23 protein-coding genes, 1 tRNA gene and 1 pseudogene are annotated in these 24,696 nt (G+C 64.4%); 15 read left to right on the forward strand and 10 right to left on the reverse strand.

Annotated elements, in window-relative coordinates; all coding sequences use genetic code 11:
- Positions 1-42: 42 nt before the first annotated feature.
- Both QA649_RS09045 and QA649_RS09050 read right to left on the reverse strand, forming a co-directional pair.
- Positions 43-999, reverse strand: coding sequence for a dienelactone hydrolase family protein (locus QA649_RS09045; protein WP_283023876.1), 957 nt, complete (start codon positions 997-999; stop codon positions 43-45).
- A 253-nt stretch (positions 1,000-1,252) separates the two neighbouring features.
- Positions 1,253-1,633, reverse strand: a complete 381-nt coding sequence (locus QA649_RS09050) for a nuclear transport factor 2 family protein (RefSeq protein ID WP_283023877.1) — start codon at positions 1,631-1,633, stop codon at positions 1,253-1,255.
- Between the two features lie 112 nt (positions 1,634-1,745).
- Between QA649_RS09050 and QA649_RS09055 the strand changes: the two genes are divergently transcribed.
- Both QA649_RS09055 and QA649_RS09060 read left to right on the forward strand, forming a co-directional pair.
- The gene (locus tag QA649_RS09055) at positions 1,746-3,506 is read left to right on the forward strand and encodes an MOSC and FAD-binding oxidoreductase domain-containing protein (RefSeq protein ID WP_283023878.1); all 1,761 of its coding nucleotides are present in this window, start codon (positions 1,746-1,748) and stop codon (positions 3,504-3,506) included.
- 315 nt (positions 3,507-3,821) lie between these two features.
- On the forward strand, positions 3,822-4,739 hold the full coding sequence (locus QA649_RS09060) for a hypothetical protein (RefSeq protein ID WP_283023879.1): 918 nt from the start codon (positions 3,822-3,824) through the stop codon (positions 4,737-4,739).
- A gap of 137 nt (positions 4,740-4,876) precedes the next feature.
- Here the strand turns inward: QA649_RS09060 and QA649_RS09065 are convergent.
- The 3 genes from QA649_RS09065 to QA649_RS09075 form a co-directional block, all read right to left on the reverse strand.
- Positions 4,877-4,951 (reverse strand) — tRNA-Val (locus QA649_RS09065).
- Positions 4,952-5,110: 159 nt separating this feature from the next.
- The gene (locus QA649_RS09070; protein ID WP_283023880.1) at positions 5,111-6,409 is read right to left on the reverse strand and encodes a hypothetical protein; all 1,299 of its coding nucleotides are present in this window, start codon (positions 6,407-6,409) and stop codon (positions 5,111-5,113) included.
- Between the two features lie 116 nt (positions 6,410-6,525).
- Complete coding sequence (locus QA649_RS09075; RefSeq protein WP_018646986.1) at positions 6,526-7,131, reverse strand: DUF1134 domain-containing protein; 606 nt, start codon at positions 7,129-7,131, stop codon at positions 6,526-6,528.
- Positions 7,132-7,270: 139 nt separating this feature from the next.
- Between QA649_RS09075 and QA649_RS09080 the strand changes: the two genes are divergently transcribed.
- The gene (locus QA649_RS09080) at positions 7,271-7,756 is read left to right on the forward strand and encodes a YHS domain-containing (seleno)protein (protein WP_283023881.1); all 486 of its coding nucleotides are present in this window, start codon (positions 7,271-7,273) and stop codon (positions 7,754-7,756) included.
- Here the strand turns inward: QA649_RS09080 and QA649_RS09085 are convergent.
- Positions 7,750-8,577: a 3'(2'),5'-bisphosphate nucleotidase CysQ gene (locus QA649_RS09085; RefSeq protein ID WP_283023882.1), complete on the reverse strand. Its 828-nt coding sequence runs from the start codon at positions 8,575-8,577 to the stop codon at positions 7,750-7,752. The genes QA649_RS09080 and QA649_RS09085 overlap by 7 nt on opposite strands.
- 185 nt (positions 8,578-8,762) lie before the next feature.
- Here QA649_RS09085 and QA649_RS09090 point away from each other — a divergent pair, with 185 nt between their 5' ends.
- The 7 genes from QA649_RS09090 to QA649_RS09120 all read left to right on the forward strand — a co-directional run bounded on the left by QA649_RS09090 (position 8,763) and on the right by QA649_RS09120 (position 16,197).
- Positions 8,763-9,416 (forward strand): histidine phosphotransferase ChpT, encoded by a 654-nt coding sequence (locus tag QA649_RS09090; RefSeq protein ID WP_026312619.1) that lies wholly within the window; start codon positions 8,763-8,765, stop codon positions 9,414-9,416.
- Positions 9,417-9,615: 199 nt separating this feature from the next.
- A complete protein-coding gene (locus tag QA649_RS09095) occupies positions 9,616-12,396 on the forward strand; it encodes a hybrid sensor histidine kinase/response regulator (RefSeq protein ID WP_283022855.1) in 2,781 nt (926 codons plus the stop codon).
- A gap of 27 nt (positions 12,397-12,423) precedes the next feature.
- Positions 12,424-12,894, forward strand: coding sequence for a chemotaxis protein CheW (locus QA649_RS09100; protein ID WP_283023883.1), 471 nt, complete (start codon positions 12,424-12,426; stop codon positions 12,892-12,894).
- Between the two features lie 75 nt (positions 12,895-12,969).
- Positions 12,970-13,335: a response regulator gene (locus tag QA649_RS09105; RefSeq protein ID WP_007600538.1), complete on the forward strand. Its 366-nt coding sequence runs from the start codon at positions 12,970-12,972 to the stop codon at positions 13,333-13,335.
- A gap of 75 nt (positions 13,336-13,410) precedes the next feature.
- Positions 13,411-14,610, forward strand: a complete 1,200-nt coding sequence (locus QA649_RS09110) for a chemotaxis response regulator protein-glutamate methylesterase (protein ID WP_283023884.1) — start codon at positions 13,411-13,413, stop codon at positions 14,608-14,610.
- The gene (locus tag QA649_RS09115) at positions 14,607-15,479 is read left to right on the forward strand and encodes a protein-glutamate O-methyltransferase CheR (RefSeq protein ID WP_283023885.1); all 873 of its coding nucleotides are present in this window, start codon (positions 14,607-14,609) and stop codon (positions 15,477-15,479) included. Before QA649_RS09110 ends, QA649_RS09115 begins: the two co-directional genes overlap by 4 nt.
- 322 nt (positions 15,480-15,801) lie before the next feature.
- Complete coding sequence (locus QA649_RS09120; RefSeq protein WP_246754501.1) at positions 15,802-16,197, forward strand: hypothetical protein; 396 nt, start codon at positions 15,802-15,804, stop codon at positions 16,195-16,197.
- Between the two features lie 57 nt (positions 16,198-16,254).
- On the opposite strand, the gene QA649_RS09125 is transcribed toward QA649_RS09120, so the two are convergent.
- From QA649_RS09125 to ctrA, 4 genes and pseudogenes are all read right to left on the reverse strand, one after another.
- Positions 16,255-17,415, reverse strand: coding sequence for a glutathionylspermidine synthase family protein (locus tag QA649_RS09125; protein ID WP_283023886.1), 1,161 nt, complete (start codon positions 17,413-17,415; stop codon positions 16,255-16,257).
- Positions 17,416-17,418: 3 nt separating this feature from the next.
- On the reverse strand, positions 17,419-17,826 hold the full coding sequence (locus QA649_RS09130; RefSeq protein ID WP_283023887.1) for a hypothetical protein: 408 nt from the start codon (positions 17,824-17,826) through the stop codon (positions 17,419-17,421).
- 17 nt (positions 17,827-17,843) lie between these two features.
- A pseudogene (locus QA649_RS09135) lies at positions 17,844-18,247 on the reverse strand (DUF350 domain-containing protein).
- A gap of 230 nt (positions 18,248-18,477) precedes the next feature.
- Positions 18,478-19,179, reverse strand: coding sequence for a response regulator transcription factor CtrA (gene ctrA, locus QA649_RS09140; protein ID WP_008138878.1), 702 nt, complete (start codon positions 19,177-19,179; stop codon positions 18,478-18,480).
- Positions 19,180-19,639: 460 nt separating this feature from the next.
- Between ctrA and fliI the strand changes: the two genes are divergently transcribed.
- The 5 genes from fliI (at position 19,640) to QA649_RS09165 (ending at position 24,582) form a co-directional block, all read left to right on the forward strand.
- The gene (fliI, locus tag QA649_RS09145) at positions 19,640-20,965 is read left to right on the forward strand and encodes a flagellar protein export ATPase FliI (RefSeq protein WP_018646225.1); all 1,326 of its coding nucleotides are present in this window, start codon (positions 19,640-19,642) and stop codon (positions 20,963-20,965) included.
- A 133-nt stretch (positions 20,966-21,098) separates the two neighbouring features.
- Positions 21,099-21,518: a flagellar export protein FliJ gene (fliJ, locus tag QA649_RS09150; RefSeq protein ID WP_008562039.1), complete on the forward strand. Its 420-nt coding sequence runs from the start codon at positions 21,099-21,101 to the stop codon at positions 21,516-21,518.
- 179 nt (positions 21,519-21,697) lie between these two features.
- A complete protein-coding gene (locus tag QA649_RS09155; protein ID WP_283023888.1) occupies positions 21,698-22,243 on the forward strand; it encodes a sigma-70 family RNA polymerase sigma factor in 546 nt (181 codons plus the stop codon).
- Between the two features lie 37 nt (positions 22,244-22,280).
- A complete protein-coding gene (locus tag QA649_RS09160) occupies positions 22,281-23,339 on the forward strand; it encodes an anti-sigma factor (RefSeq protein ID WP_283023889.1) in 1,059 nt (352 codons plus the stop codon).
- Between the two features lie 283 nt (positions 23,340-23,622).
- Positions 23,623-24,582, forward strand: coding sequence for an AraC family transcriptional regulator (locus QA649_RS09165; RefSeq protein WP_283023890.1), 960 nt, complete (start codon positions 23,623-23,625; stop codon positions 24,580-24,582).
- Positions 24,583-24,696 lie beyond the last annotated feature (114 nt).

Below are 24,696 nucleotides of genomic sequence, written 5' to 3' on the forward strand. Positions count from 1 at the left end.
GCGAAGTGGACGCTCTTTGCAAAAGCACGAAATGCAGCCGCCTCATTGAAAAGTTTGCGTTAAAAACTCCCCTATAAACACGCGAGCTTGGTTGGTTGCAGCCTCGTCATAAGCGAGAGTCGGGTCTCTTCCGACGCAAGCATCGTTATAGGTGAAAGGCTTCTGTGTCTCACGATTGATTATTGTATGATCGTTATCCTCCGCCAAGCGACACCGGCGCACCACAATCGCCCCCCTCGAAACTACGGGTGTCTTAAAGACCGGAATATCGAAGTTGTGATGCGCACCTTGATACTCAATCATCGTGGCGTCTTTGCTCGCTTTTGCTAGTCGATCCACATAGCTGCGACAGGCGTCAATGGAACTGTAGTTATCCTCCGTGCCAATGAGGATGCGTATTGGCTTGCCGCTCACGTCGCCGTCTTTGAGATACGTCGTCGTGCAGTCCGGATAGAAGGCAATGTGTGCTGCAAAACGCAAGTTGTTGGCCGGGCCGAGCGTTTCGTACAATACATTCATGGACGAGTAGAGTGCCGACTGTCCTCCTCGCGAAAAGCCCATTACGACGATGCGGTTTGGGTCGATTCGCGGGTGCTTGGCCAGCACGTCGAGAGCCCGATAGGCGTCGACAACCATGTTGAGGCGCCCAAGCTGTGCTTGATCATTGACAGTCGTGACGATCCCGCGTCCTGAGAAGCTATCGACTACAAATGATGCTATGCCGAGTTGGTGTAACTCCTTCGACCAATCCTCCATCCATGCCCCTATACCGGCTGAGCCGTGAAGTAGGACCACAGCAGGCAACTTTTCAGTCTTAGTTCTTGGGATGCGCAACTCACCTGCAACGGTCACCAGTTGCCCATCTCTTCGACCAGCCAAAAGATCTGGGTCTTTGAGAGTGACAGAAGTGATCGGATAGACCTCTATTCGGGGCATTTGAGCGTTGGCAGTCAAGACCGTTGCTGCGAAAATTGACGCTGTAGCAATTCCTGTCTTCATCATGCTCTCCACTAAAAACTGATTAGGCATGACACTAGAAAGTGAGTCGTGACATCAATACATCCGTCGCGTGACGGATGCAATTGCATTGGATGCTCCGGTGTTTGGTCCGGTTTGGAAGCTGCCCTTGGCAGACTGCTTCAACAGGGTCGGCTCATCTCCTGCAGCAGACATAACGGCTCAGCGCGCGAAGGTCAGCAACGGGCCCAAAAGCTGACATCCATCAAATTGGAGGATCCCGAGATTTTGGCGATCAATCCGAACGCACAACAAGGTGCGCACGCGAGGGCGACGGATCGAATCGGTCGCCGAAATATTGCGTTTCGTGAGCAACGCGCCCCTCGTGGAATTCCATGATGCTGACCGCGTAAGACGGTATCCCGTCATAGGTCAGGACGAACTCGGTGATCCATAGATCCCCGCCCCCGAGAATCCGCCGCACCGCAAAGTGCTTCTTGTTGGGCTGCAGGAAGCGGCTTTCCTGGATGTTGCGCCGGCCATGGATGCGTTCGGCCGATTGTGGATAATCGAGCACCGCATCTTCGCGGTAGATTTCATGCTCGGCCTCGAACTCACCCGCGTCCGAGGCATCCCAGTGGCGGTGCAAAGCAGACAGCTTTTCGTGATCATCCATCTCAGCCTCCCGTCTCGGGTCGACACTTCTGAGCAAAGGTGCATACCATACATTTATTAAACTCTCGACGAACAAGTCGCCCTGCCAGCGTCCAGCTGAGAGGAGAACCACAGTGCCACGCTTGCTTTCAGTCAATGTCGGTTTGCCGCGTGACATCTCATGGCGGGGCAGAACCGTCCATACCGGGGTTTGTAAAGAGCCGGTCGAAGGTCCGCGCATGGTGCGCCGGCTTAACATCGACGGCGACGGACAAGGCGACATTGCGGGCCACGGCGGCGAACACCGCGCGGTGTTCGTATATCAATTGGATTCCCTGCAGTATTGGCGGAGCGAACTTGGTCGAAATGATCTTGCTTACGGACAATTCGGTGAAAACTTCACGGTGGAGGGCCTCGCCGATTCCGAAGTGTGCATCGGTGACCGCTACCGGATCGGCGTCGCGCTGTTCGAAGTAACGCAGCCGCGCGTCACCTGTTACCGGGTTGGCATTCGCATGAATGAACCGGAAATGGCCGCGCTGCTGGTCAAGCATGGCAGGCCCGGCTTCTATTTTCGTGTGATCGAGGAAGGAGAGGTGGAGGCCGGCGACGAGATTGCGCGGATATCGGTCGGCGCCGAGCGCATGACCGTCTTCGAGATCAACGCGCTGCTTTACACGCCGGGTCATCCCCGCGACAGGTTGGAGCGAGCGCTGCGCATTCCGGCATTGAGCGCGGGCTGGCGGAAATCCTTTGAGTCGCTGCTGGAGCAGCAGCGCAAGGATGGCGCGGCGAATGGAAACCCCGGCCTTGTCGCAGCGTCCGGGCCGCCGCCGGCTTGGCGCGGATTCCGCCCGTTTCGCGTCGCGCGCAAACTGCGGGAGAGCGAGGCGGTGACGTCGTTGGTGCTCGAACCGGCGGATGGACAGTCCGTCGTTGCCGCGCTTCCCGGACAATTCCTTGTACTTCGGTTTGGGCCGGCTTCCGCGCCTGCGCTGATGCGAAGCTATTCGCTATCGGGAAATCCCGCCGCGCCGTCCTATCGTGTCAGCATCAAGCGGGAAGCGCGCGGCGCGGCCAGCTCCTATGTCGCCGACCAACTCGAGGTTGGCGACATCGTGCAGGCAAGCGCCGCGCGAGGCAGTTTCACGCTGCGGCAAGGCGACAGGCCCCTCGTCTTGCTCAGCGCCGGGATCGGCGTGACGCCTGTGCTCGCAATGCTCCATGTGCTCGCGGCCGAAGTATCTATGCGGGAGGTCTGGTGGTTGTACGGGACCCGCAACGGCCGCGAGCATCCCTTCGCCGCTGAGGCGCGCCTGCTGCTCGACGCATTGCCCCACCGGCACAGTTACATCTGCTACAGTTCGCCGGATCCCGGAGATCGCCCCAACGTGGACTTCGATGCTGCTGGGCACCTGAATGCCGAAGTGCTTCGGAAGCTCGACATCCCCCGCGACGCCGAATTCTATATCTGCGGGCCGCAACCCTTCATGGACGCTCTGACTGCCGGATTGACAGCGCTGGGCGTCGCACGCGCTCACATTCGTACGGAGATGTTTAGCGCCAAGCCGGGCAGTACACCTGGCATTGCGCCAGTCACGCGCCCGCCGCCACATCTGCCCGCGGGCTCTCCCGACACCGGACCGATGGTTTCCTTTGCGCGCAGTGGCCTCAATGTCCGGTGGGAAGCGTCCTTTCCGAGCTTGCTAGACCTGGCAGAGGCTTGTGACGTGCCCGTGCGCTGGTCATGCCGAACCGGAGTTTGCCACGCCTGCGAGTCCGGACTTGTGGCGGGAACGATCAGCTATCGGCCGGAGCCGATCGACGCGCCGACCGATGGCAACGTGCTGATCTGCTGCTCGCGGCCCGAGGGCGACATCGTCATTGATCTGTAGTGCAAGCCGGCGCGGCTGAAACGACGGAGGAAATCGTATGCGATCCGACATGACGCCCGAGCCGCTACGGCTTGCGTCCGATTGAGGCGGTCGAAGGCGTCATTCGCGCGGTCAAACGCCGCCTCCAGAAATCTCAAGTGAAGACCCCGCCGTCGAGCTTATCGACGAGAGCAGGCTGATCAGCCAGGCCTGCACGACAGATGGGGCACCGCATCAGCGCAAGCCGCAGGCGGTCGGAAATCTCCCATCTTTTAGGAGTTGCCCGGCGCAAAGACGTGCGGAAACATGTCCGCTCGATCGGGCAGGGCGGGTCGCATGGGTCTTTCAATTCGGTTTTATCTTTTTGCGGAGGACGGCCTCCAGAGCATCTCGCAGCGCGTGATGATGGGTCTGATCCGAGGCAAAGATGCGATGCCGCAGTACGCGGGCACTAAGCAGAAGGTTGCTGACGTCATCATCGAGAACGAGGGAAAGAAGCCGGTGCGCATCGAGAGAGCGCAGGGGAGCTTCCTGACGTTCGATGAGAAGGGCCAGGTACACAAGGACCTGGTTGCTTCTGGCTTCGCCGCGCTCGAAACGGGTATGGCGCTCGAAGAGTCTCTGAGTAAGCCGCAGACCAAAATCGTCGATCTCACCCCTAAGCTCAATCGCGAGAAGTGGGAGCGGGAGAACCGCTGGATGCTCTCGAAGGAGGACCTGGAGGCCATTGCGGATGATATCTGGCGGCGTAAGAGCGCGGCCCAACCTCGCATAGAGCGGGCCAAGGGGTCCACTCCGAAGCCTCCCAAAGTGACCTACGAGGCCAAAGAGGCGATCCGCGAGATCAGGACGAGCCTGATTAGCATCGCCAACAAGCTCCAATGGCTAAGCGAGCCGGCTCTGAAGGGCGCTGCGTTCGAGGCGCGCGAGATTGCTAAGACCGAAGCGGATGGACCGCTATGGCTCGGCATTGCCGAAGCCGCCGACCGTTATCGGGAGATTCAAGGTCGCCGGCGCACTGGACGAGGTGTCTGGTACGCACATGTCGAGATATTGCAATGGGATGCGGTTCAGCGGACTGGAGAAGTGATCGCAAGCTTCAGTGAGCGCTGCGATTCGAAAGCTAAGGCGGAGGAGGCCGCTCGGAAGCTTCTGACCGAGAACGCCAAATACTTAACTGCGGAAACGTCGGTGCATACCGAAGTGTTATGCGAGTTGGAATGGGATGAAGAAGTAGGAGCAAAGCTCCTCTGACCCCAGAACACGGCGAGAACAAATTCCCCCGTCATTCCCCGCGTGTTGCTGCTTAGTTCTGCTTTTTCGTGCCTGCACCTGCCGAATAGGCCAAGGCGACATAATTACGAAAAGCTCTGGAATAACAGGGGTTTTAATGGTGGGCGCACAAGGGATCGAACCTTGGACCTCTCCCGTGTGAAGGGAACGCTCTCCCGCTGAGCTATGCGCCCGGGACCATCATGCAGGCGGCCGGACTTTCGACCGGCCGACGCATTGGAGCCCGCGATTTAGAAGTGCGGGCTTGAGGTGTCAAGTTTCCAGGCGCCATGGATCCGGAAAACCTTGCTCGATCACGCAATTCGCCAGGGAAACCGCCTTTTCGGCCCGCTTTACGCGCCCTGCTGGCGGGCGCGGGAGGCGTGGGCCTGGAGCGCGCGGATGCGCTCGGCCAGCGTTCCGCCGCCCTCGGGCAGGGGGCTTGCTGCCGCGCCATTGGTCGTGGCGTCGTTGGCGGGGCGGGGCACCGGCTTCGGCGGCTGGCCGGCCTCGGCCGCCAGCAGCGCCTCGATCGGGGAGTTCGGGCCTTCGAGCTGCATCGCCAGCTTGGCAACCTCGGCGGCGATGTCGTTGATGCGCTCGCGCAGCAGCGCGTTCTCCATCCGCTCGGTCGCCCAGGAGCTTTCCGCCTGCTGCTGGATCGCGTTGATGTCACGCTGCAGCTTTGCGCGCTCGTCGCGCGCGGAGCGGAGCTGCTCCTCCAGCGCGGCCTTTTCCGCGCGCAGCCCCTCGAACGCGGCCGATGATTTGCCGCCGCTCAGGGCGGCGATCTCGACGCGCAGCTCCTTGGCGGTGCGCTCCGAGGTCTCGTTGGCCTGGCGCAGCTGGTTGTTCTCGTAGTCGCGCTCGGCGAGCAGCTTGCCCTGCGTCGCAAGGCGGCCCTCGAGGTCGGCGACGCGCCCCGACAGCATCTCGGCCTCCTTGACCTGCACGATCAGCTGGCGATCGAGATCGGTGACGCGCTGGCTCAGATTCTCGACCCGGCCGCGGGCATCGCCGAGCTCGCGCGAGGCGGTCTCGGATTCGGTACGCTCCTGCGCGAGGCGCGCTTGCGTAGCGGCAAATTCCTTCTCGGCATCGCCGACGCGGTTCTTCAGCTCCTCGATCTGCGTGCGCACCGCGACCAGTTCGACCTGGCGGCTCTCCGCCATCATCGAGCGGTCCGACAGTTCGGAATTGATCTTGGCGAGCTCGTGCTGCTTGTCGGTCAGCGCATTCTCGGCAGAGCGCAAGCTTTCCGTCTTGGCGGCGAATTCCTCTTCGGTGGCCCGAAGCTGTTCCTTCACCGCCTTCTCGCGCGCCTCCAGCGCGAAGATCGTGGCGTTCTTCTCGCCCAGCTCGATCTTCATGCGGTTGATGGCGTCGCTCTTCTTGCCGAGCTCGGCGAGCTGGCTCGTGGTCTTGTTCTTGAGCTGCTCGACGCTCATCTCGAGCCGTCGCGCCGACATGGCGAATTCGGCGCGGAGCTGATCCTTGTCGGCCTGGATCTCCGCCATCGACAGCGGGGTGGCGGCCTCGAGCCGGCGCGTTGTCAGGCGCACCGCGCGGTTATGCACCAGCGGCACGATGGCAAGCCCGCACAGCATCGCCAGCAGGAAACCGATCGCCAGGTACATGATCGGTTCGACCATGGGCCAGAACTCCGAAGCTTAAGGAAAAATTCACCAACGACAATGCATGCGGGGCCGGCAAAAAGCCAGCCCCGGCCTGTCGTTAACCTTGATCCCTCACAGGATGGGAAGGAGCCCTAGAAGGGGTTCCAGGTCGCGCGCGGCGTGTATTTGAGGTAGCCGATATTGGCGCCCAGCCGCAGGCCGAGGCCCGAGCGGATCGGCACCAGCACGATGTTGTTGGCCGTGAGCGCCGTCATGCCGAAGCCGCCGATGATGTAGGCCGAGCCGTCGAGGCCGGCGAAGCGCTGGTAGATCGCGTTGGTGGCGGGCAGGTTGTAGACCAGCGTCATGGTGCGCGCGCCGTCGCCGCCCCAGTCGAAGCCGAGCGAGGGACCCTGCCAGTAGACGCGGAGGTCGCCGGCGTTCTTGGTGTAGAGCGTGCCCTCGCCGTAGCGCAGGCCGGCGACGAAGGCGCCGGAGCCTTCCTCACCCAGGATGTAGCCGTTCGGCAGGCCCCATTGGCTGACCGCCTTCTCGATGATCGAGGCGAGCCCGCGCGAGACGTTGCCGAAGAAGCGGTGGCCGGCCGTCACCAGCTCGTCCGGCCCATAGGTACTGGGCGTCGGAGTGCGCTGCGGCGGCGGCAGATTGGGCGGCGGCGCCTGCTGGGCCGAGGCCGGCACGATCCAGCCGACCATCGCGGCAAGCGCGAGCGCAGCAAGGCGTGATGCGAAAGTCATAAAAGAACCCCTGGTATCGAATCCGATCGCTTCCTTAACCTGACGCCAACAGGCACGGCCCTAGGTTGCGCCGGATGTCCCCTCGACTCGGATGTTATCCGCAGCAACTATGACGGCACAACGGCAGGAAGATAGCCCTTTGCGCCCCGGAATTGCCTTGATCGGCCGTCTCCTCGGCCTGCTGGCGGCCATTTGGATCGCCTGCCCGGGATTGCCGGCCCAGGCTGCCACCACCGAGCGGATCGTCGTCAACCGGTTCAGCGGCGTCGCCATCGAAGGTTTCGACCCGGTCGGCTATTTCGTCGACGGCGCCGCCGAGCAGGGCACGGCCGAGTTCGAGGCCAACCTCTGGGGCGCGGTCTGGCGCTTCCGGAATGAGGGCAACCGGGCTTCCTTCCTGGCCCATCCCGAGGTCTATGGTCCACAGTTTGGCGGCTATGACCCCGCCGACATCGCCCGCGGCGTCACTGTCGCCGGCAACCCCCGCTTCTTCGCGATCGTGGCGCAACGGCTTTATTTGTTCAGCCGGGAAGCCAATCGCGACGCCTTCGCCGCCGATCCGGAGCGCTTCCTCTATGAGGTCGGCAAGCGGTGGCCGGCGCTCCAGGAGCAGCTCGGTCAGTAGCGGCCTACCGCCTGCGGGTCGCCCCAGGCGACGAATTCCGGGATGATGAAGCCGGTATCGCGCCGCTGGCCGAAGCTGAGCTCGCCGCCCTTGCCATCGGTCACCCTGCCGCCGGCGGCGGTCACGACCGCGCAGCCGGCCCCGACGTCCCATTCCGAGGTCGGCCCGAACCGGGGATAGATGTCGGCGCTGCCTTCCGCGATCCGGCCGAATTTCACGGCCGAGCCACAGGTCTTTCTCAGCGCGTTGGGCCTGTTGTCGATGAACGCTTCGCTTTTGGGATCGCCATGCGACCGGCTCACCGCCGCGACCCAGGGCGCGCCCGGTGCCGGCAGCTTGCGGGTGTGGATCGGCTCGGCGTCACCAATGGCCGCGCGGTCAAACCGCACGCGCTCGGCGCCGCGGCCGACGATGCCGCGCCAGAGCAGCCCGAGTGCGGGGGCGCTGACGATCCCCAGCAAGGGAACGCCCCGGGTCACGAGCGCGAGATTGACGGTGAACTCGTCACGGCCGGCGACGAACTCCTTGGTGCCGTCGAGCGGATCGATCAGGAAGAAACTGCCCTGGAACGGCGGAGCGGCGAGCTGGGTCCGCTCTTCCGAGAGCGTCGGGACGTCGCCCGCGAGCTGGGCCAGGCCGTCGGCGATGATGCGGTCGGCGGCAAGGTCCGCCTCGGTCACCGGCGAGCCGTCCTGCTTGCCGTCGACCCGCATCGCCGCGCGGTTGACGGCGAGGATGGCTTCGCCCGCCTTTACCACCAGCGCGGTGAGCGGCTCCATCAATCCGGATGCGGCCTCGGCCTCGATGATCCTCACCTGCATGCCTCATTCATCGGCAAGTCTTGCCCTCTCAGTTGATTCGCCCGCGCTGTTATGGCCGCTTCGAACCTATCGCAAGCTAGCTGTCACCGGCTGGCGAATGTTAGAACCCGCAGCATCCGTCAAGCATGCGTGATTCGCGGCGTCCAGCGCCGTGCAATTCCAGGAACCCTCCAGGACCCCATTATATGTCTGACGCCTCGTCGCCCGCGACCGCTACTGCTCCCGATATGCTCGAACTCGCCGCGCTGCTGTGCTCGCGGGTCTGCCACGATCTCATCAGCCCCGTCGGCGCCATCGTCAACGGGCTCGAAGTGCTCGACGACGATCCCAAGCCGGAGGACCGCGAGTTCGCGCTCGACCTGATTCGCAAGAGCGCCAAGACCGCCTCCGCCCGCCTCCAGTTCTGCCGTCTCGCCTTCGGTGCCGCCGGCTCGTCCGGCGCCCAGATCGACCTCGGCGATGCCCAGACCATGGCGAAGGGCCACATCGAGGACGGCAAGTGCTCGATCACGTGGAATCTGCCGCGGCTCCTGCTGCCGAAGAATCGCGTCAAGCTGCTGCTCAACATGCTGGTCGTTTCCCAGCATACGATCCCGCGCGGCGGCATGCTGACGGTCGATCCGATCGGCGAGGGCGAGACGATGAGCTTCCGCATCACCGCGACCGGACATAATGCGCGCCTGCCGCAGAACATCTCCGAGCTCCTGAGCGGCGAACGGGGACCTGCCGCGGATGCGCACGCGATCCAGCCTTATTATACGCGGCTGCTCGCGCAGGCCTGCGGGCTCACCGTGACGCTCAAGCCCGAGGGTGAAGCCATCATCGTTACCGCTTCGTAAACGCGCGGACCGCGCGCTCAGAGGTTAAGCCAATCTTTACGAGGCGCTTCGGCTTGTCCGGAGCGCCTTATCTCTTTGTTGGTTCCGTTCTTTTCCACATACTCAACCATTATTAAACGCTTTGCGGTGAAGCTGGCCCCATTCGGAAAATGGCGCATCACGCCTCGTGCGCGCCCTCCCTGTATGAAGGCCTGTTTTCATGGATGATCTGTTGCGGGAGTTTTTGACGGAGACCAGCGAGAGCCTGGACACCGTCGACAATCAGCTGGTGAAGTTCGAGCAGGAGCCGAACAACGCCAAGATCCTGGATAACATCTTCCGCCTGGTCCACACCATCAAGGGCACCTGCGGCTTCCTCGGCCTGCCGCGGCTCGAAGCGCTGGCGCATGCCGGCGAGACGCTGATGGGCAAGTTTCGCGACGGCATGCCTGTGACCGCCGAAGCGGTGACGGTGATCCTGTCCTCGATCGACCGCATCAAGGAGATTCTGGCCGGGCTCGAGGCGACCGAAGCCGAGCCCGAGGGTAACGACCGCGACCTCATCGACAAGCTGGAAGCGATGGTCGAGCAGGGCATGGCCGCCATGGCGGCCGGTGCAGCTCCCGTTGCCGAAGCGCCGCCGCTGGCGCCGGAAGCACCAGTTGCCGCTGCGCCGGCCAAAGAGATGACCACGGGCTCGCTGATCGAGCAGACCCTGGAGCGTCCGCTGCGCCCGGGCGAAGTCTCGCTCGACGAGCTCGAGCGCGCGTTCCGCGAGACCGCGATCGAAGCGCCGGTCCCTGCGCCCGTCGCCAAGGCGGAGCCCGCACCCGCTGCTGAAGCGCCGGCCCCTGCCGCGAAGGAAGCCGCCAAGCCCGCCAAGGAAAAAGCCGCGCCGAAGAAGTCGATGGCCGACGAGACCGCGAGCGAGGGCGACCGCATCGCCAACCAGTCGATCCGCGTCAACGTGGATACGCTGGAGCATCTGATGACCATGGTCTCCGAGCTGGTGCTGACCCGCAACCAGCTGCTCGAGATCTCCCGCCGCAACGAGGACACCGAGTTCAAGGTGCCCTTGCAGCGCCTCTCCAACGTCACCGCCGAGCTGCAGGAAGGCGTCATGAAGACGCGCATGCAGCCGATCGGCAATGCCTGGCAGAAGCTGCCCCGCATCGTCCGCGACCTCTCGAGCGAACTCGGCAAGCAGATCGAGCTGGAGATGCACGGCGCCGACACCGAGCTCGACCGCCAGGTGCTCGACCTGATCAAGGACCCGCTCACCCACATGGTGCGCAACTCCGCCGATCATGGTCTTGAGACCCCCGCCGAGCGTTTGGCGAGCGGCAAGGGCGAGCAGGGCACCATTCGCCTGTCCGCCTATCACGAAGGCGGCCACATCATCATCTGCATCGCCGACAATGGCCGCGGCCTCAACACCGAGAGGATCAAGGCCAAGGCGATCTCCTCAGGTCTCGTCACCGAGGCCGAGCTCGAGAAGATGAGCGAAGCCCAGATCCACAAGTTCATCTTCGCGCCGGGCTTCTCGACCGCCGCCGCCATCACCTCGGTCTCGGGCCGCGGCGTCGGCATGGACGTGGTGCGCACCAATATCGACCAGATCGGCGGCACCATCGACATCAAGTCGGTGGCGGGTGAAGGCTCGAGCGTCACCATCAAGATCCCGCTGACGCTCGCCATCGTCTCGGCGCTGATCGTGGAGGCCGCCGGCGATCGCTTCGCCATTCCGCAGCTCTCGGTGGTCGAGCTGGTCCGCGCCCGCGCCAACTCCGAGCACCGCATCGAGCGCATCAAGGACACGGCGGTCCTCAGGTTGCGCAACAAGCTCTTGCCGCTGATCCACCTCAAGAAGCTCCTCAAGATCGACGACGGCGCGGCCAGCGATCCCGAGAACGGCTTCATCGTGGTGACGCAGGTCGGCAGCCAGACCTTCGGCATCGTCGTCGACGGCGTGTTCCACACCGAAGAGATCGTGGTCAAGCCGATGTCCACGAAACTCCGTCACATCGACATGTTCTCCGGCAACACCATTTTGGGCGATGGCGCGGTCATCATGATCATCGATCCCAACGGCATTGCCAAGGCGCTCGGCGCCGCCGGCTCCTCGGCCCATGACATGGGCGACGAGAACGGCGCGCACCACATCGGCTCGGGCGAGCAGACCACCTCGCTGCTCGTCTTCCGCGCCGGCTCGTCGCAGCCCAAGGCGGTCCCGCTCGGCCTCGTCACGCGCCTGGAAGAGCTGCCGGCCGACAAGATCGAGTTCTCCAACGGCCGCTACATGGTGCAGTACCGCGAGCAGCTGATGCCGCTGGTGGCCATGGAAGGCGTCACCATTGCCAGCCAGGGCGCCCAGCCGATCCTGGTGTTCGCCGACGACGGCCGCTCCATGGGCCTCGTCGTCGACGAGATCATCGACATCGTCGAGGAACGGCTCAACATCGAGGTCGGCGGCTCCAGCCAGGGCATTCTCGGCTCGGCCGTGATCAAGGGCCAGGCCACCGAGGTGATCGACGTCGGCCACTTCCTGCCGATGGCGTTCGCCGACTGGTTCACCCGCAAGGAGATGAAGCCGTCGATGCACTCGCAGTCGGTGCTCTTGGTCGACGACTCCGCATTCTTCCGCAACATGCTGGCGCCGGTGCTGAAGGCGGCCGGCTACCGCGTCCGCACCGCGCCGACCGCGCAGGAGGGCCTGGCTGCGCTGCGCGCGCAGAGCTTCGACGTGATCCTGACCGACATCGAGATGCCCGACATGAACGGGTTCGAGTTCGCCGAGACCATCCGCTCCGACAACAACCTCGCCGCGACGCCGATCATCGGCCTGTCGGCGCTGGTGTCGCCGGCGGCAATCGAGCGCGGCCGTCAGGCCGGCTTCCACGACTACGTCGCCAAGTTCGACCGTCCCGGTCTGATCGCGGCGCTGAAGGAGCAGACCGCAGGCGCCGCCGGCGCCTCCGAGCTGAGCCGGGCCGCGGCATAAGCAGGACAGGGATCAGGAGATACGCCTATGACCAAGAAGACCCAGTCCAGCGAAGGCGCCATGGTCGAGTACGTCACCGCGATGATCGGCGGCCAGCTGTTCGGCCTGCCGATCTCCCGCGTCCAGGACGTGTTCATGCCCGAGCGCGTCACCCGCGTGCCCTTGTCCTCGCGCGAGATCGCGGGCGTCCTGAACCTGCGCGGCCGCATCGTCACCGTGGTCGACATGCGCTCGCGTCTCGGCCTGCCCAGGGACGAGGACGGCAAGACCCCGATGGCGGTCGGCGTCGATTTGCGCGGTGAATCCTATGGCCTGCTGATCGACCAGATCGGCGAGGTGCTGCGCCTGCCCGAGGCCGGCATGGAGGAGAACCCCGTCAACCTCGATCCCCGCATGGCCAAGCTCGCCGGCGGCGTCCACCGCCTTGACGGCCAGCTCATGGTCGTGCTCGACGTCGATCGCGTCCTCGAGCTCGCGCCCGAGATGATGGCGGCTTGATACGGCGGCATTGCCGCCGACGTGCCAGTAATTGGAAGTGTCCCCGCAAGGGGATAGGAAGAAGCAGAGGTTCACATGCGAACTTGTCTCGTCGTTGATGATTCCAGCGTCATCCGCAAGGTTGCGCGCCGGATCCTGGAGGGCCTCGACTTCCAGATCCTCGAAGCCGAGGACGGTGAGAAGGCGCTGGAGGCCTGCAAGCGCGGACTGCCCGACGCGGTGCTGCTCGACTGGAACATGCCGGTCATGGATGGCTACGAGTTCCTCGGTCATCTCCGCCGCATGCCCGGCGGCGACCAGCCCAAGGTGGTGTTCTGCACCACCGAGAACGACGTTGCGCATATTGCACGTGCGCTGCACGCCGGCGCCAACGAGTACATCATGAAGCCGTTCGACAAGGACATCGTGACGGCGAAGTTCCAGGAAGTCGGACTTATCTGAGCGAACGCCCGGAGGCTGAACGGATCCTTCGGCGATTGTTTTCAACTGAACCGTTTCAGTCTGAGTTGGTGAGTAATGAGTGTTGCGTTCGCAGGTAATTCGACCACGGGCACGTCGCGCGAAGCCGGGCCGCTGCGGGTGATGATCGTCGACGACTCCGTCGTCATCCGCGGTCTGATCTCGCGCTGGATCGGCGCCGAGCACGACATGGAGGTCGCTGCGTCCTTGCGCACCGGGCTCGAGGCGGTCAACCAGCTCGAACGCATCAACCCCGATGTCGCGGTGCTCGACATCGAAATGCCCGAGCTCGACGGCATCTCGGCGCTGCCGAAATTGTTGGCGAAAAAGCGCGATCTCGTCATCATCATGGCCTCGACCTTGACCCGCCGCAACGCGGAGATCAGCTTCAAGGCGCTGTCGCTCGGCGCGGCCGACTACATTCCGAAGCCGGAATCGACGCGCGAGGCGTCGGCCGCCGACACCTTCCATCATGACCTGATCCAGAAGATCCGCCATCTCGGTGCGCGGCTGCGCCGCAAGCCTGCGGTCGCGAGCCCGCCGCTCGCGCCGGCGAGCCCGGCCCCGGCTGCGCGCGCGCCGGCGATCGCGCGGCCTGTCGCGCCGGCGCCCGCTCCGGCCGTGCATGCTCCGTCGTCGGGGGCGCTGTCGACGCGTCCGTTCTCGACCCAGGCACCGAAGGTGCTGCTGATCGGCTCCTCGACCGGCGGTCCGCAGGCGCTGATGGCGCTCGTCACCGAGCTCGGGCCAGTGATCGACCGTTTCCCGGTGCTGGTCACCCAGCACATGCCGCCGACCTTCACCACCATTCTTGCCGAGCATCTGGCGCGTTCGAGCCGCCGCCCGGCCGCCGAGGCGGTTGACGGCGAGCCGGTGAAGCCGGGACGCATCTACCTCGCGCCCGGCGGCAAGCACATGCGCCTCGCACGCAGCGGCGCGGACACGGTGATCGCGCTCGACGACGGGCCCGCCGTCAATTTCTGCAAGCCCGCGGTCGATCCGCTCTTCACCTCCGCCATCGACATCTGGCACGGCGCCATCCTCTCGGTGATCCTGACGGGCATGGGCTCGGACGGCATGCGCGGCGGCAAGGACATCGTTGCCGCCGGCGGCAGCGTGATTGCGCAGGACGAAGCCTCCAGCGTGGTCTGGGGCATGCCGGGCGCCGCTGCCAATGCCGGCATCTGCGCGGCGATCCTGCCGCTCAACCAGATCGGCGCCAAGGTCAACCGCCTGTTCGCGGGAGACCGCTCGTGACCCCGACGGACTATGATTATCTGCGCAAGTTCCTGAAAGAGCGCTCGGGTCTCGATCTCTCGCCCGACAAGCAATATCTGGTCGAGAGCCGGTTGCTGCCGCTCGCCCGCAAGGCGAGCCTTCCCGGCATTCCCGATCTCGTGCTCAAGATCAGGAACGGCGACGGCCGGCTTGCGACCGACGTGGTCGAAGCCATGACCACCAACGAGACCTTCTTCTACCGCGACAAGATTCCATTCGATCATCTGCGCGAGACGATCTTGCCCGGCCTGATCCAGGCCCGCGCCGCGCGCAAGTCGATGCGCATCTGGTCGGCGGCCTCGTCGACCGGGCAGGAGCCTTACTCGATCGCGATGTGCGTGAAGGAGATGGGGGCGGCTCTCGCCGGCTGGCGCATCGAGATCGTCGCCACCGATCTGTCGCAGGAGGTGCTGGAGAAATCCAAGGCCGGCGTCTACAGCCAGTTCGAGGTGCAGCGCGGCCTGCCGATCCAGCATCTGATGAAATACTTCACGCAAGTCGGCGAGCTCTGGCAGCTCAACGCCGACATTCGCGCCATGGTGCAGTTCCGCCAGCTCAATCTGCTGCAGGACTTCTCCCATCTCGGCACGTTCGACGTGATCTTCTGCCGCAACGTACTGATCTATTTCGACCAGGACACCAAGGCGGTGATCTTCGAGCGCATGGCGAAGGCGATGGAGGCCGACGGCACGCTGCTGCTCGGCGCTGCCGAATCCGTCGTCGGCATCACCGACGCGTTCCGCCCGATCACCGAGCGCCGTGGCCTCTATCAGCTCAACCCCGCGCGTTCCGGCCGGGCGATGGGCGGACTGATGCCGCAGCCGCTGAAGGTCGCCGCGGCGAGGTAAAGTGGCCGAACGCCGGCAATCTGACAGAACGCCGTTGCCGCGAACGATCGGCGACGCCTGACGCGCGACGCTGCACGCGCGTTCGAGCGCTCGCGAATTACTCGGCTACCGCGCAACAGAGCTCGCGCCGCGATGCAACATGTTTGCGGCCCTGATGAGAGTCTGAAGGTTGTGCTATGCTGCCGATGGTCCCGCCCAACCGAGCGGGATTCCATTCCATCATGAACGAATTTGAGGAGGGCATACCATGCGAATGTCTTGTGCCTCGTACCTTTTATTGATTGCGCTTTCGTTGCCGGCGACCGCTCGCGCCGGTGAGCAAGTGCTCGAATTCAAGCTCGTCACCAAGCCGGTGGACGTCAAGGTCACCGAGGTCGCGAATGTCGAAGGGCAGACGGTCATGTCCGGCAAGATGTTTGGCGTCGCCATCTTCAAGGACGGCCGCATCGCCGTGAAGGATTTCGTCAACTCCAGTGATTTGCTCAAGGGCTCCGGGCCGATGTTCGGCTACAGCACCTACACCTTCGACGATGGCTCCTCGATCACGGCGCGCTACACCGGTGCGATCAAGGACGGCAAGGCGAAGGGCGAATATACGATCCTGTCCGGCACCGGGATGTACGCCAACGCGACGGGCACCGGCGGTTTCGAAAGTGCGAAGAGCGGCTTCAAGGGCGCCTTCCTGTACGACGGACGATTCATCGTCAAGACGCCCTGATCCGACGCGATAACCTTCGCGCTCGCGCGCCCTCATCGACGGGGGCGCGAGCGCGTCTCACAAAATCGCATGCGGTAGAAACCGCGAGCTGTTGCCCGTGATCGGGCTTTCGTCCTCGCGGATCGACAAGCCGCACGGCTCATGGTCCACCAGCCAGCTTCCGATCACCGGATAGAAGCCTGAAAAATTCGGCAGCGGTGCCAACGCCTGCCGTATGAAACCTTCAGCGCCATAGGGGCCCGCCTGCTCGTCGAGCGGCGTGCCGCCCGACACCAGCGTGACATTGGCGCCTTCGCGCGACAGCAATGGTTTGCGCACATAGGAACTGCCGAGCTCGGCAGCGCGTGGATCATCCTCGAAGAAGGCCGGCAGCAGGTTGGGGTGGTTCGGAAACATCTCCCAGAGCAGCGGCAGAATGCCCTTGTTGGAGAGCACCGCCTTCCATGGCGGCTCGATCCAGCGCGTCGCGGCGTCCTCGAGCTTTGCGCCGAAGGCGTCCTGGAACATCCATTCCCAGGGATAGAGCTTGAAGGCGAGCGCGATGTCGGCATCGTCGAGACCGACGAAGCCGCCGGGCTCCTCGCGCCAGCCGACCTGCCCGATGTCGAGCAGCGTGGTCGAGAGTCCGGCCTGGCGCGCGGTGTCTTCGAGATAGGCGAGCGTGCCGGCGTCCTCGTCATTGTCAGTGGCGCCGGTGAGATGCAGATGGCGGCCGGCGGCGATCGTCTTCCATGCCGCGATCAGGCGCTCGTGGATCGAGTTGAACTGATCGGCGCGCGAGGGAATGATGCGGCGCTCGATTGCCTGTTCGAGCCAGGTCCATTGGAACACGGCCGCCTCGAAGATCGAGGTCGGCGTATCCGCGTTGTATTCGAGCAGCTTTGCCGGCCCCTTGCCGTCGAACTTCAGGTCGAGCCGGCCGTAAAGGCTGCGGTCGTCGCGCTTCCAGCTCGCGGCGATGAAATCCCAGAACGCTTCCGGAATCTTCAGGCGCCGCAGATGACGCTCGTCGCCGATCACGCGGCCGGCAAGCTCCAGGCACATTGCGTCGATCTCGCCGGTCGGCGTCTCGATACAGCGCTCGATCTCGTCGAGCGTGAAACCGTAATAGGCGCGCTCGTCCCAATAGCGGTCGCCGCCGATGGTGTGGAAGACGAAGCCGCATTGCGCTGCGGTCTCTCGCCAGTCGTCGCGCTCCAGACAGATGATGCGCTGCATGGGTCAGCCGCCGCCCGAGAAGCCGTGCCCGAACGAGCCGAAGCCGCCGCGGCTCACGCTGCTGTGGCCGGAGTCGGATGACGTGCTCGACGAGGAATGGCTCGAGGAATCGCTGCTGAAGAAGCTCGATCGCGACGATGAGCCCGAGCCGCCGCTGCCGCCCGAGGAGCTGCTCCTGCTGGTGCACGCGGTGCTCGTCTGCACCGCTGGATCCGTCCCGGGAGGAGGGGGGTCGCAGCTCTGCCGCGGCATCAGCGTGTAGGCGGTGGTGCCGACCGCGATCGTGCCCATCACCAGCAGCGCCACATGTCCGGAGCGCTTCACCGGCTGCTCCCTCGGCGGCAGCGGCAGGTCCGCCGGCAGGCGCGGCCGGCGCCTGCTAAACTCCTGGCTGGGGGGCTTGTTGGCCATATCACTTCGCTACCATGTCAGTAGATCATGCAGGCGGCGTTCAGCAGGCCCGCGGCGAGCGACGACAGCCCGAGCCAGATGGCGGCGCAAGCTCGCCGGCGGCGATCCGCGCCGACAGGTTCGGCACCGGCACCTTGACGAGGAAGAACACGATGATTTGCACGATCAGCGCGATTGTTGCCCAGATCAGGCAGTCCAGCACATTGGCCGAATGCGCGATGGCGCTGACCAGCGGCGCCACGAAGCCGAGCAGGCTGAGGCCGAGCGCGATCGCGGCGGCCGGCTCGTTGTCGCGGATCAGCTGGAACTCGTTGTAGGGAGTGATGCGGGTATAGACGAACAGATACGCCACGATCGCAATCAGCCCGGTGCAGAAATAGACCAGGAAGGCGAGCAGGCCGGCGAGTGATTGCAGGATCATCGTTCCCCCATCGTGCAGCGACCATTCGTCGGCGAGAGGAGGATAGCGGTTCAAACGTTAACAGAGGGCAGGTCTATGGCGGCAATGTCTCTGTGGCCATCTCGAAGGACGAGGCGCGCGCCCAAGTCGCGAGAGGGAGAAGACACCCCTAAAAACAAAACCCCGCCATTTGCGGCGGGGTCCAGGCTGGGAGGAGCAAGCCCCCGGGGGCTTGCGACGTAAACCCAGGATCAGGCGGGGATGCGCTCTTCGTGCTCGTGCGGCTCGCGCAGCACGTAGCCGCGGCCCCACACGGTCTCGATGAAGTTGCGGCCTTCGGACGCGTTGGCGAGCTTCTTGCGGAGCTTGCAGATGAAGACGTCGATGATCTTCAACTCGGGCTCGTCCATGCCGCCATAGAGGTGGTTGAGGAACATTTCCTTGGTCAGGGTCGTACCCTTGCGGAGCGAGAGCAGCTCCAGCATCTGGTACTCCTTACCGGTCAGGTGCACGCGCTGGCCGCCGACTTCGACCGTCTTGGTGTCGAGGTTGACGACGAGGTCGCCGGTCTGGATGACCGACTGGGCATGGCCTTTGGAGCGCCGCACGATCGCGTGGATGCGGGCCACCAGCTCGTCCTTGTGGAAGGGCTTGGTCATGTAGTCGTCGGCGCCGACGCCGAGACCCTTGACCTTGTCCTCGATGCCGGCGAGGCCGGAGAGGATCAGAATCGGTGTCTTGATCTTGGAGACCCGGAGCTGCTTGAGCACGTCGTAGCCGGACATGTCGGGCAGGTTGAGGTCGAGGAGAATAATGTCGTAATCGTAAAGTTTACCGAGATCGACGCCTTCTTCCCCCAAATCGGTCGTGTAGACGTTGAAGCTCTCAGACTTCAGCATCAGCTCGATCGACTGCGCGACGGCGCTGTCATCTTCAATCAGCAAAACGCGCATGCCAGTTCCCCATAGTCGCCGCTCCTGGGCGTCAGGTCGGCCGCATTCGCGGCACTCAACAAAACGCCTTTGAACAACTGATTCGGATCCTGACAACAGATGGTTAACAAACTCTGATTCTGGAACGCAAGTCCCCCCGGTGCAATTTTTGTCGAATCGCCCTAAGGTCTTGCGCTGGAAGCAGCTTTCGTTACCCCGATCTGTTCAAGCTCCACTTTAAGAGACGGGCCTAACCGACTCCCGCGACTCAGCCTTCTTCTGAAGGGGAGTCACGCTCAGTCACAAAGACAGTGACGCAATGATTAATGATGCGGGTAAACACGGAGTTAAGCGCCGTTCAGAAATATGGCGAAACTTAAGAGTTTCACCGTGAAGGCCCGGAGCACGACGGCGATCACCTCATGAAAGCCCTCTTATGAAGGCGCGCCCCTTATGAAGGCTCTTGCATGAAGGCCCTTGTATGAAGGCTCTTGCCGAACAGATCGGCGACATCGACGGCGTCAACATCTATGGCCGTGTGGTCGGCGTGCGCGGCCTGATGGTCGAGGTGGCAGGTCCCATCCATGCGATGTCGGTCGGTGCGCGGCTCGTGATCGAGACCGGCGCCAACCGTTCCATCCCCTGCGAGGTGATCGGGTTCTCCGGCAACAACGCCGTGGTGATGCCGTTCGCCGGGCTCGATGGCGTGCGCCGCGGCTGCAAGGCGGTCATCGCCAATGCGGCCAACCAGGTGCGGCCCTCGTCGGCTTGGCTCGGCCGCGTGGTCAATGCGCTGGGCGAGCCGATCGACGGCAAGGGGCCGCTGCCGCAGGGCTCCTCGCCGATGCCGTTCCGCAATACGCCGCCGCCGGCGCATTCCAGGAAGCGCGTCGGCGCGCCGCTTGATCTCGGCGTGCGCGCGATGAACACCTTCCTCACCTGCTGCCGCGGCCAGCGCATGGGCATCTTCGCAGGCTCCGGCGTTGGCAAATCGGTACTGCTGTCGATGCTCGCGCGCAACGTCGATGCCGCCGTCAGCGTCATCGGGCTTATCGGCGAACGCGGCCGCGAGGTGCAGGAGTTCCTGCAGGATGATCTCGGCGAGGAGGGCCTCGCACGCTCCGTCGTCGTGGTCGCAACCTCCGACGAGCCGGCGCTGATGCGCCGCCAGGCGGCGTATCTGACGCTCGCGGTCGCCGAGTATTTTCGCGACGAGGACCAGGACGTGCTCTGCCTCATGGACTCGGTGACGCGCTTTGCCATGGCCCAGCGCGAGATCGGCCTGTCCGCCGGCGAGCCGCCGACCGCCAAGGGCTATACGCCGACCGTGTTCACCGAGCTGCCCAAGCTCCTGGAGCGGGCGGGGCCGGGCCTTGGCGAAGGCGCCATCACCGCCATCTTCACCGTGCTGGTCGACGGCGACGATCACAATGAGCCGATCGCGGACGCCGTCCGCGGCATCCTCGACGGCCACATCGTGATGCAGCGCTCGATCGCCGAGCGTGGCCGCTACCCCGCCATCAACATCCTCAAATCCGTCTCCCGCACCATGCCGAAATCGGCCGATCCGCAGTTCTGGCCGACCATCCAGAAGGCGCGGGCGGTGATGGCGACCTATGCCGACATGGAGGAGTTGATCCGGCTGGGCGCCTACCGGGCGGGGTCCAGCCCGGAGGTCGACGAGGCGATCCGGCTGCACGAGCCGCTGGAAGCGTTCCTGCGGCAGCGCAAGGACGAAAATGCCTCACTGGCGGACGGCTATCGGCAGTTGGCGCAAATCCTCGGCAATTTGGAAACGGAACGCTAACTTTGTCAGTTCATCATCCGATCCCACAGAGTAGCAGAGCCGGTCTTGGCCCTAATCGGGCCTGTGGGGAGACCGGTGCCGTCCCAATGTGTGTATGTCGTGCAGCTAGGGGACTTCTGGGGAGTACGAGTCGATGAAGTCACGTGATACCCTCATCCGCCTGAAGAAGTTTCAGGTCGACGAGAAGCGCCGCCGGGTCACCCAGATCGAGACCATGATCGCCGATTTCCAGCGGATGTCGGTCGATCTCGAACGCGAGATCCAGACCGAGCAGGACCGTGCCGGGATCAACGATCCCTCGCACTTCGCCTATCCGACCTACGCCAAAGCCGCGATCCAGCGCCGCGAGAACCTGACCCGCTCGGCCGACGAGCTCAAGGGCCAGCTCGACGAGGCCAAGGCCGCTTTGGCCGAGGCCTTCGAGGAGCTGAAGAAGGTCGAGCTCCTCGACGAGCGCGACCAGGCCCGCGAACGCGCCGAGGAGAACGCCCGCGAGCAGGCCGACCTCGACAGCATCGGCCTGATGCGCGCCCGCATCGGCGCGGTTGCCTGACGCGGTAGTCGCCCGAACCGTCGAGAATTTAGGAAACCCGGACCCGCAAGGTCCGGGTTTTCGTATGGGCTGTCCACAGCGCGGCGCCACGCCCCTTGGTGGTCGGCTTTGCCGCGCGCTATGGTAGCGAAGTGCCGGGGCCTGCGCGGAACGCGACGGCCCACGTGTTGGGGGGCTGAATGCTGACGCCAGCAGAGCTGGTCGGGCTGATCGAGGCGGTCGCCAGGGGCGATCAGGCCGCGTTCGAGCGCCTCTACGTCGCTACGCGCGCGAAACTCTATGGCGTCGTGCTCCGTATCTTGCGTCGGCAGGATCTCGCAGAGGAGGTCATTCAGGAGGCCTACGTCAAGATCTGGAACAGTGCCGGCCAGTTCAATCCGGCGCTCTCGTCGCCGATCACGTGGATGGCGTCGATCGCGCGCAACCGTGCGATCGACATCGTGCGCAAGAAGTCGGAAGCCTCCATCGAGGAAGAGCCTCAGGCGATGGAGGTTGCGGCCGACAGTCCCGATCCGCTGGCGCGCCGGGAGATGACCGAGGAGCTGAAGCGGCTCCTGGAATGCATCGGCCGGCTCGAGCCGGACCGCCAGAAGCTCGTGCTGCTCGCCTATTACAACGGCTGGAGCCGCGAGCAATTGGCGGAGAAATTTGTCGCGCCCGTCAACACGGTGAAGACGTGGCTGCGGCGCAGCATGCTGGATATCCGGGAGTGCCTCGGATTGTGATGGCTCGGACGACGAGGAAGGTTCTGGACTGCAATTGATGGCCTACACGGAGGACCATATCGCGCTCGCCGCGGAATATGCGCTCGGCACCCTCGACGCCGACGAGCGCGCGCAGGTCCAGACCATGATGGCGGTGGACAAGGCGTTCGCCGAAATCGTGCAGGCCTGGTCCTATCGGCTCGGCGTCCTCAACCAGATGGTCGGCACGATCGAGCCGCGTCCGATCGTGTGGGAGAACATCAGGGCCGAGCTCGCGCGGACGGGCTTTGCACAGGAGCAGCCCGCGCAGGCTGAAGCCACGCCGCCTCCCGCGCCTGCGCCGGAACCTTCCCCGTTTGACGCTGTGTTGCCGCCGTCTTTGGACAGCGCGCCGCCGGCCGAGCCGCAGCCTGCCGCAGCGGAGCCGCCGGAAGCGGCGCGGCCGGCTTCCGATACGCTGTCCGATGTCACGCCGATCTTCATGCCGCAGGTCCATGCGCCGGATCCGGGCGTGGTGCATGAGCCGCGGGCGCCGATCGCGGACAACAGCAATGTGATCCGGCTCGAAGGCCGCGTGAAGCGCTGGCGCAGCATCGCATCCGTCCTCAGTGCGCTCGCGGCCGCGCTGCTGGTGACGCTGTCGCTCCAGATCTTCCAGCCCGACGCGCTGCCCGGCGCGTTGCGCCCCGCACCGCGCATCCAGACCGTCGAGGTCAAGGCACCGGCACCGCTCGCCGCGTCCGCGCAATATGTCGCGCTGCTGCAGGGCCAGGGCGGCGGCCCGGCCTTCATCCTCACCATCGACGGCGCGACGCGGAATTTCACCGTGCGCAAGGTCGGCGCCACACCGGAGCCCGGCAAGAGTTTCGAGCTCTGGCTGATCTCCGACAAGCTGCCGCGTCCGCGCTCGCTCGGCGTGATCGGCCAAGGCGAGTTCACCGCGCGTCCGCTGCTCGCCGGCTACGATGCCGATCTCGTCAACGGCGCGACCTATGCCGTCACCGTCGAGCAGGCCGGCGGCTCGCCCAGCGGCCAGCCGACCTCCGCGCCGGTGTTTTCCGGCAAGCTGATCGAGACCGTGCCGCCGGCCCAGCCGCAGGTGCCTGCGAAGAAGTAGTGGCTTAATCGACGGTCCGGGCGAGCCCGTCGTAGCCCGGATGGAGCGGAAGCGAAATCCGGGGCCTCGCGACGCGGAAAGACCGTCCCGGATTTCGCTGCGCTCCATCCGGGCTACGAGAGCGCGCCCCCAATTGTCGCCCCCGTCCATCCCGACGTCGCATTTCGACAAGCCCGGCCAAATCCCGTCCCGGTTTGAACCTCCCCGCAATTCGCCGCGTCAAATCCCCGGAATTTGCAGTCGGCGCGGCCGATCATTGTGCCGAAGAGGGGCGAGACATCAGATGGATGCAGCGAAAACGCCGGGCATCTTCATTCACCAATATGTGGGCCTGCCGATTGGTCCGGCCTTCGAACATTGGCGCGACAGGGCCGTCGGGGCCTGCGGCCTCGACATCGGACCGAGCCATGGCGACAGCATCGATTGCCGGCTCCAGGTCAGCGTGGTCGACAATATCGTGCTCGCCATCCCCGAAGGCGCCTCCGCGCAATATTCGCGCAGCCAGAGCCACCTTGCCGACGGCAGCGACGATCTCGTGCTGATCGCGGCGCATGCGGGCCTCGTCCGCGTCGGGCAGAACGGCCACACCGTCGAGCTTGCGCCAGCGCAGATGGTGCTCGTCGACATGGGCATCACCGGTACCGTCGGCCACACCATTGAGGATCGTTTCACCAGCATCCGCATGCCGCGCCGCGCGCTGCTCGACATCAATCCGCGCGCCGAGGAGAAGCTGTCGCAAGTGCTCTCCGACGGCGCGGTCGCCGAGACCATCTTCCGCTACCATGCGCTCGCCGCCAATCACGCGCCGCATCTCGACGCCGTCGGCCAGCGCCTGACCGCGCAGCACATGGTCGATCTCGTCGGTCTCCTGCTCGGCACCGATGCCGAGCATGCAAGCCTCGCGCGCGGCCGCGGGCACGCGGCGGCCCGCCTCGACCTGATGCAGGCCGACGTGATGGCCGCGCTCGGCCGCAACGATCTCTGCCTCGCCGAAGTCGCGACACGCTCGGGGCTCAGCCCGCGCCAGGCGCAGCGCCTGTTCGAGCAGGCCGGCACCACCTTCACCGAATTCGTGCTGGAGCAGCGCCTCTTGCTGGCGCGAAAGCAGCTCAGTGATCCCCGCGCGAGGGCGCGCAAGATCAGCGACATCGCGCATTCCTCGGGCTTCTCCGACCTGTCCTATTTCAACCGCGCCTTCCGCAAGCGCTTTGGCGCGACGCCGTCGGAACTGCGCGAGGCGTGAGGCCAAGGTTTTTGTGCAGCGGCCCAGCGCCGCCGCAGTTGGTCGATCCCGACGAATGGGCTATATCTAGCCGCGCGGGCAGGCCGCAGGATTCTCTTTGGAAAGTGCGAGTAG

Origin of the sequence: Bradyrhizobium sp. CB1717 (genome assembly GCF_029714325.1) — a bacterium.
Lineage (GTDB): Bacteria > Pseudomonadota > Alphaproteobacteria > Rhizobiales > Xanthobacteraceae > Bradyrhizobium.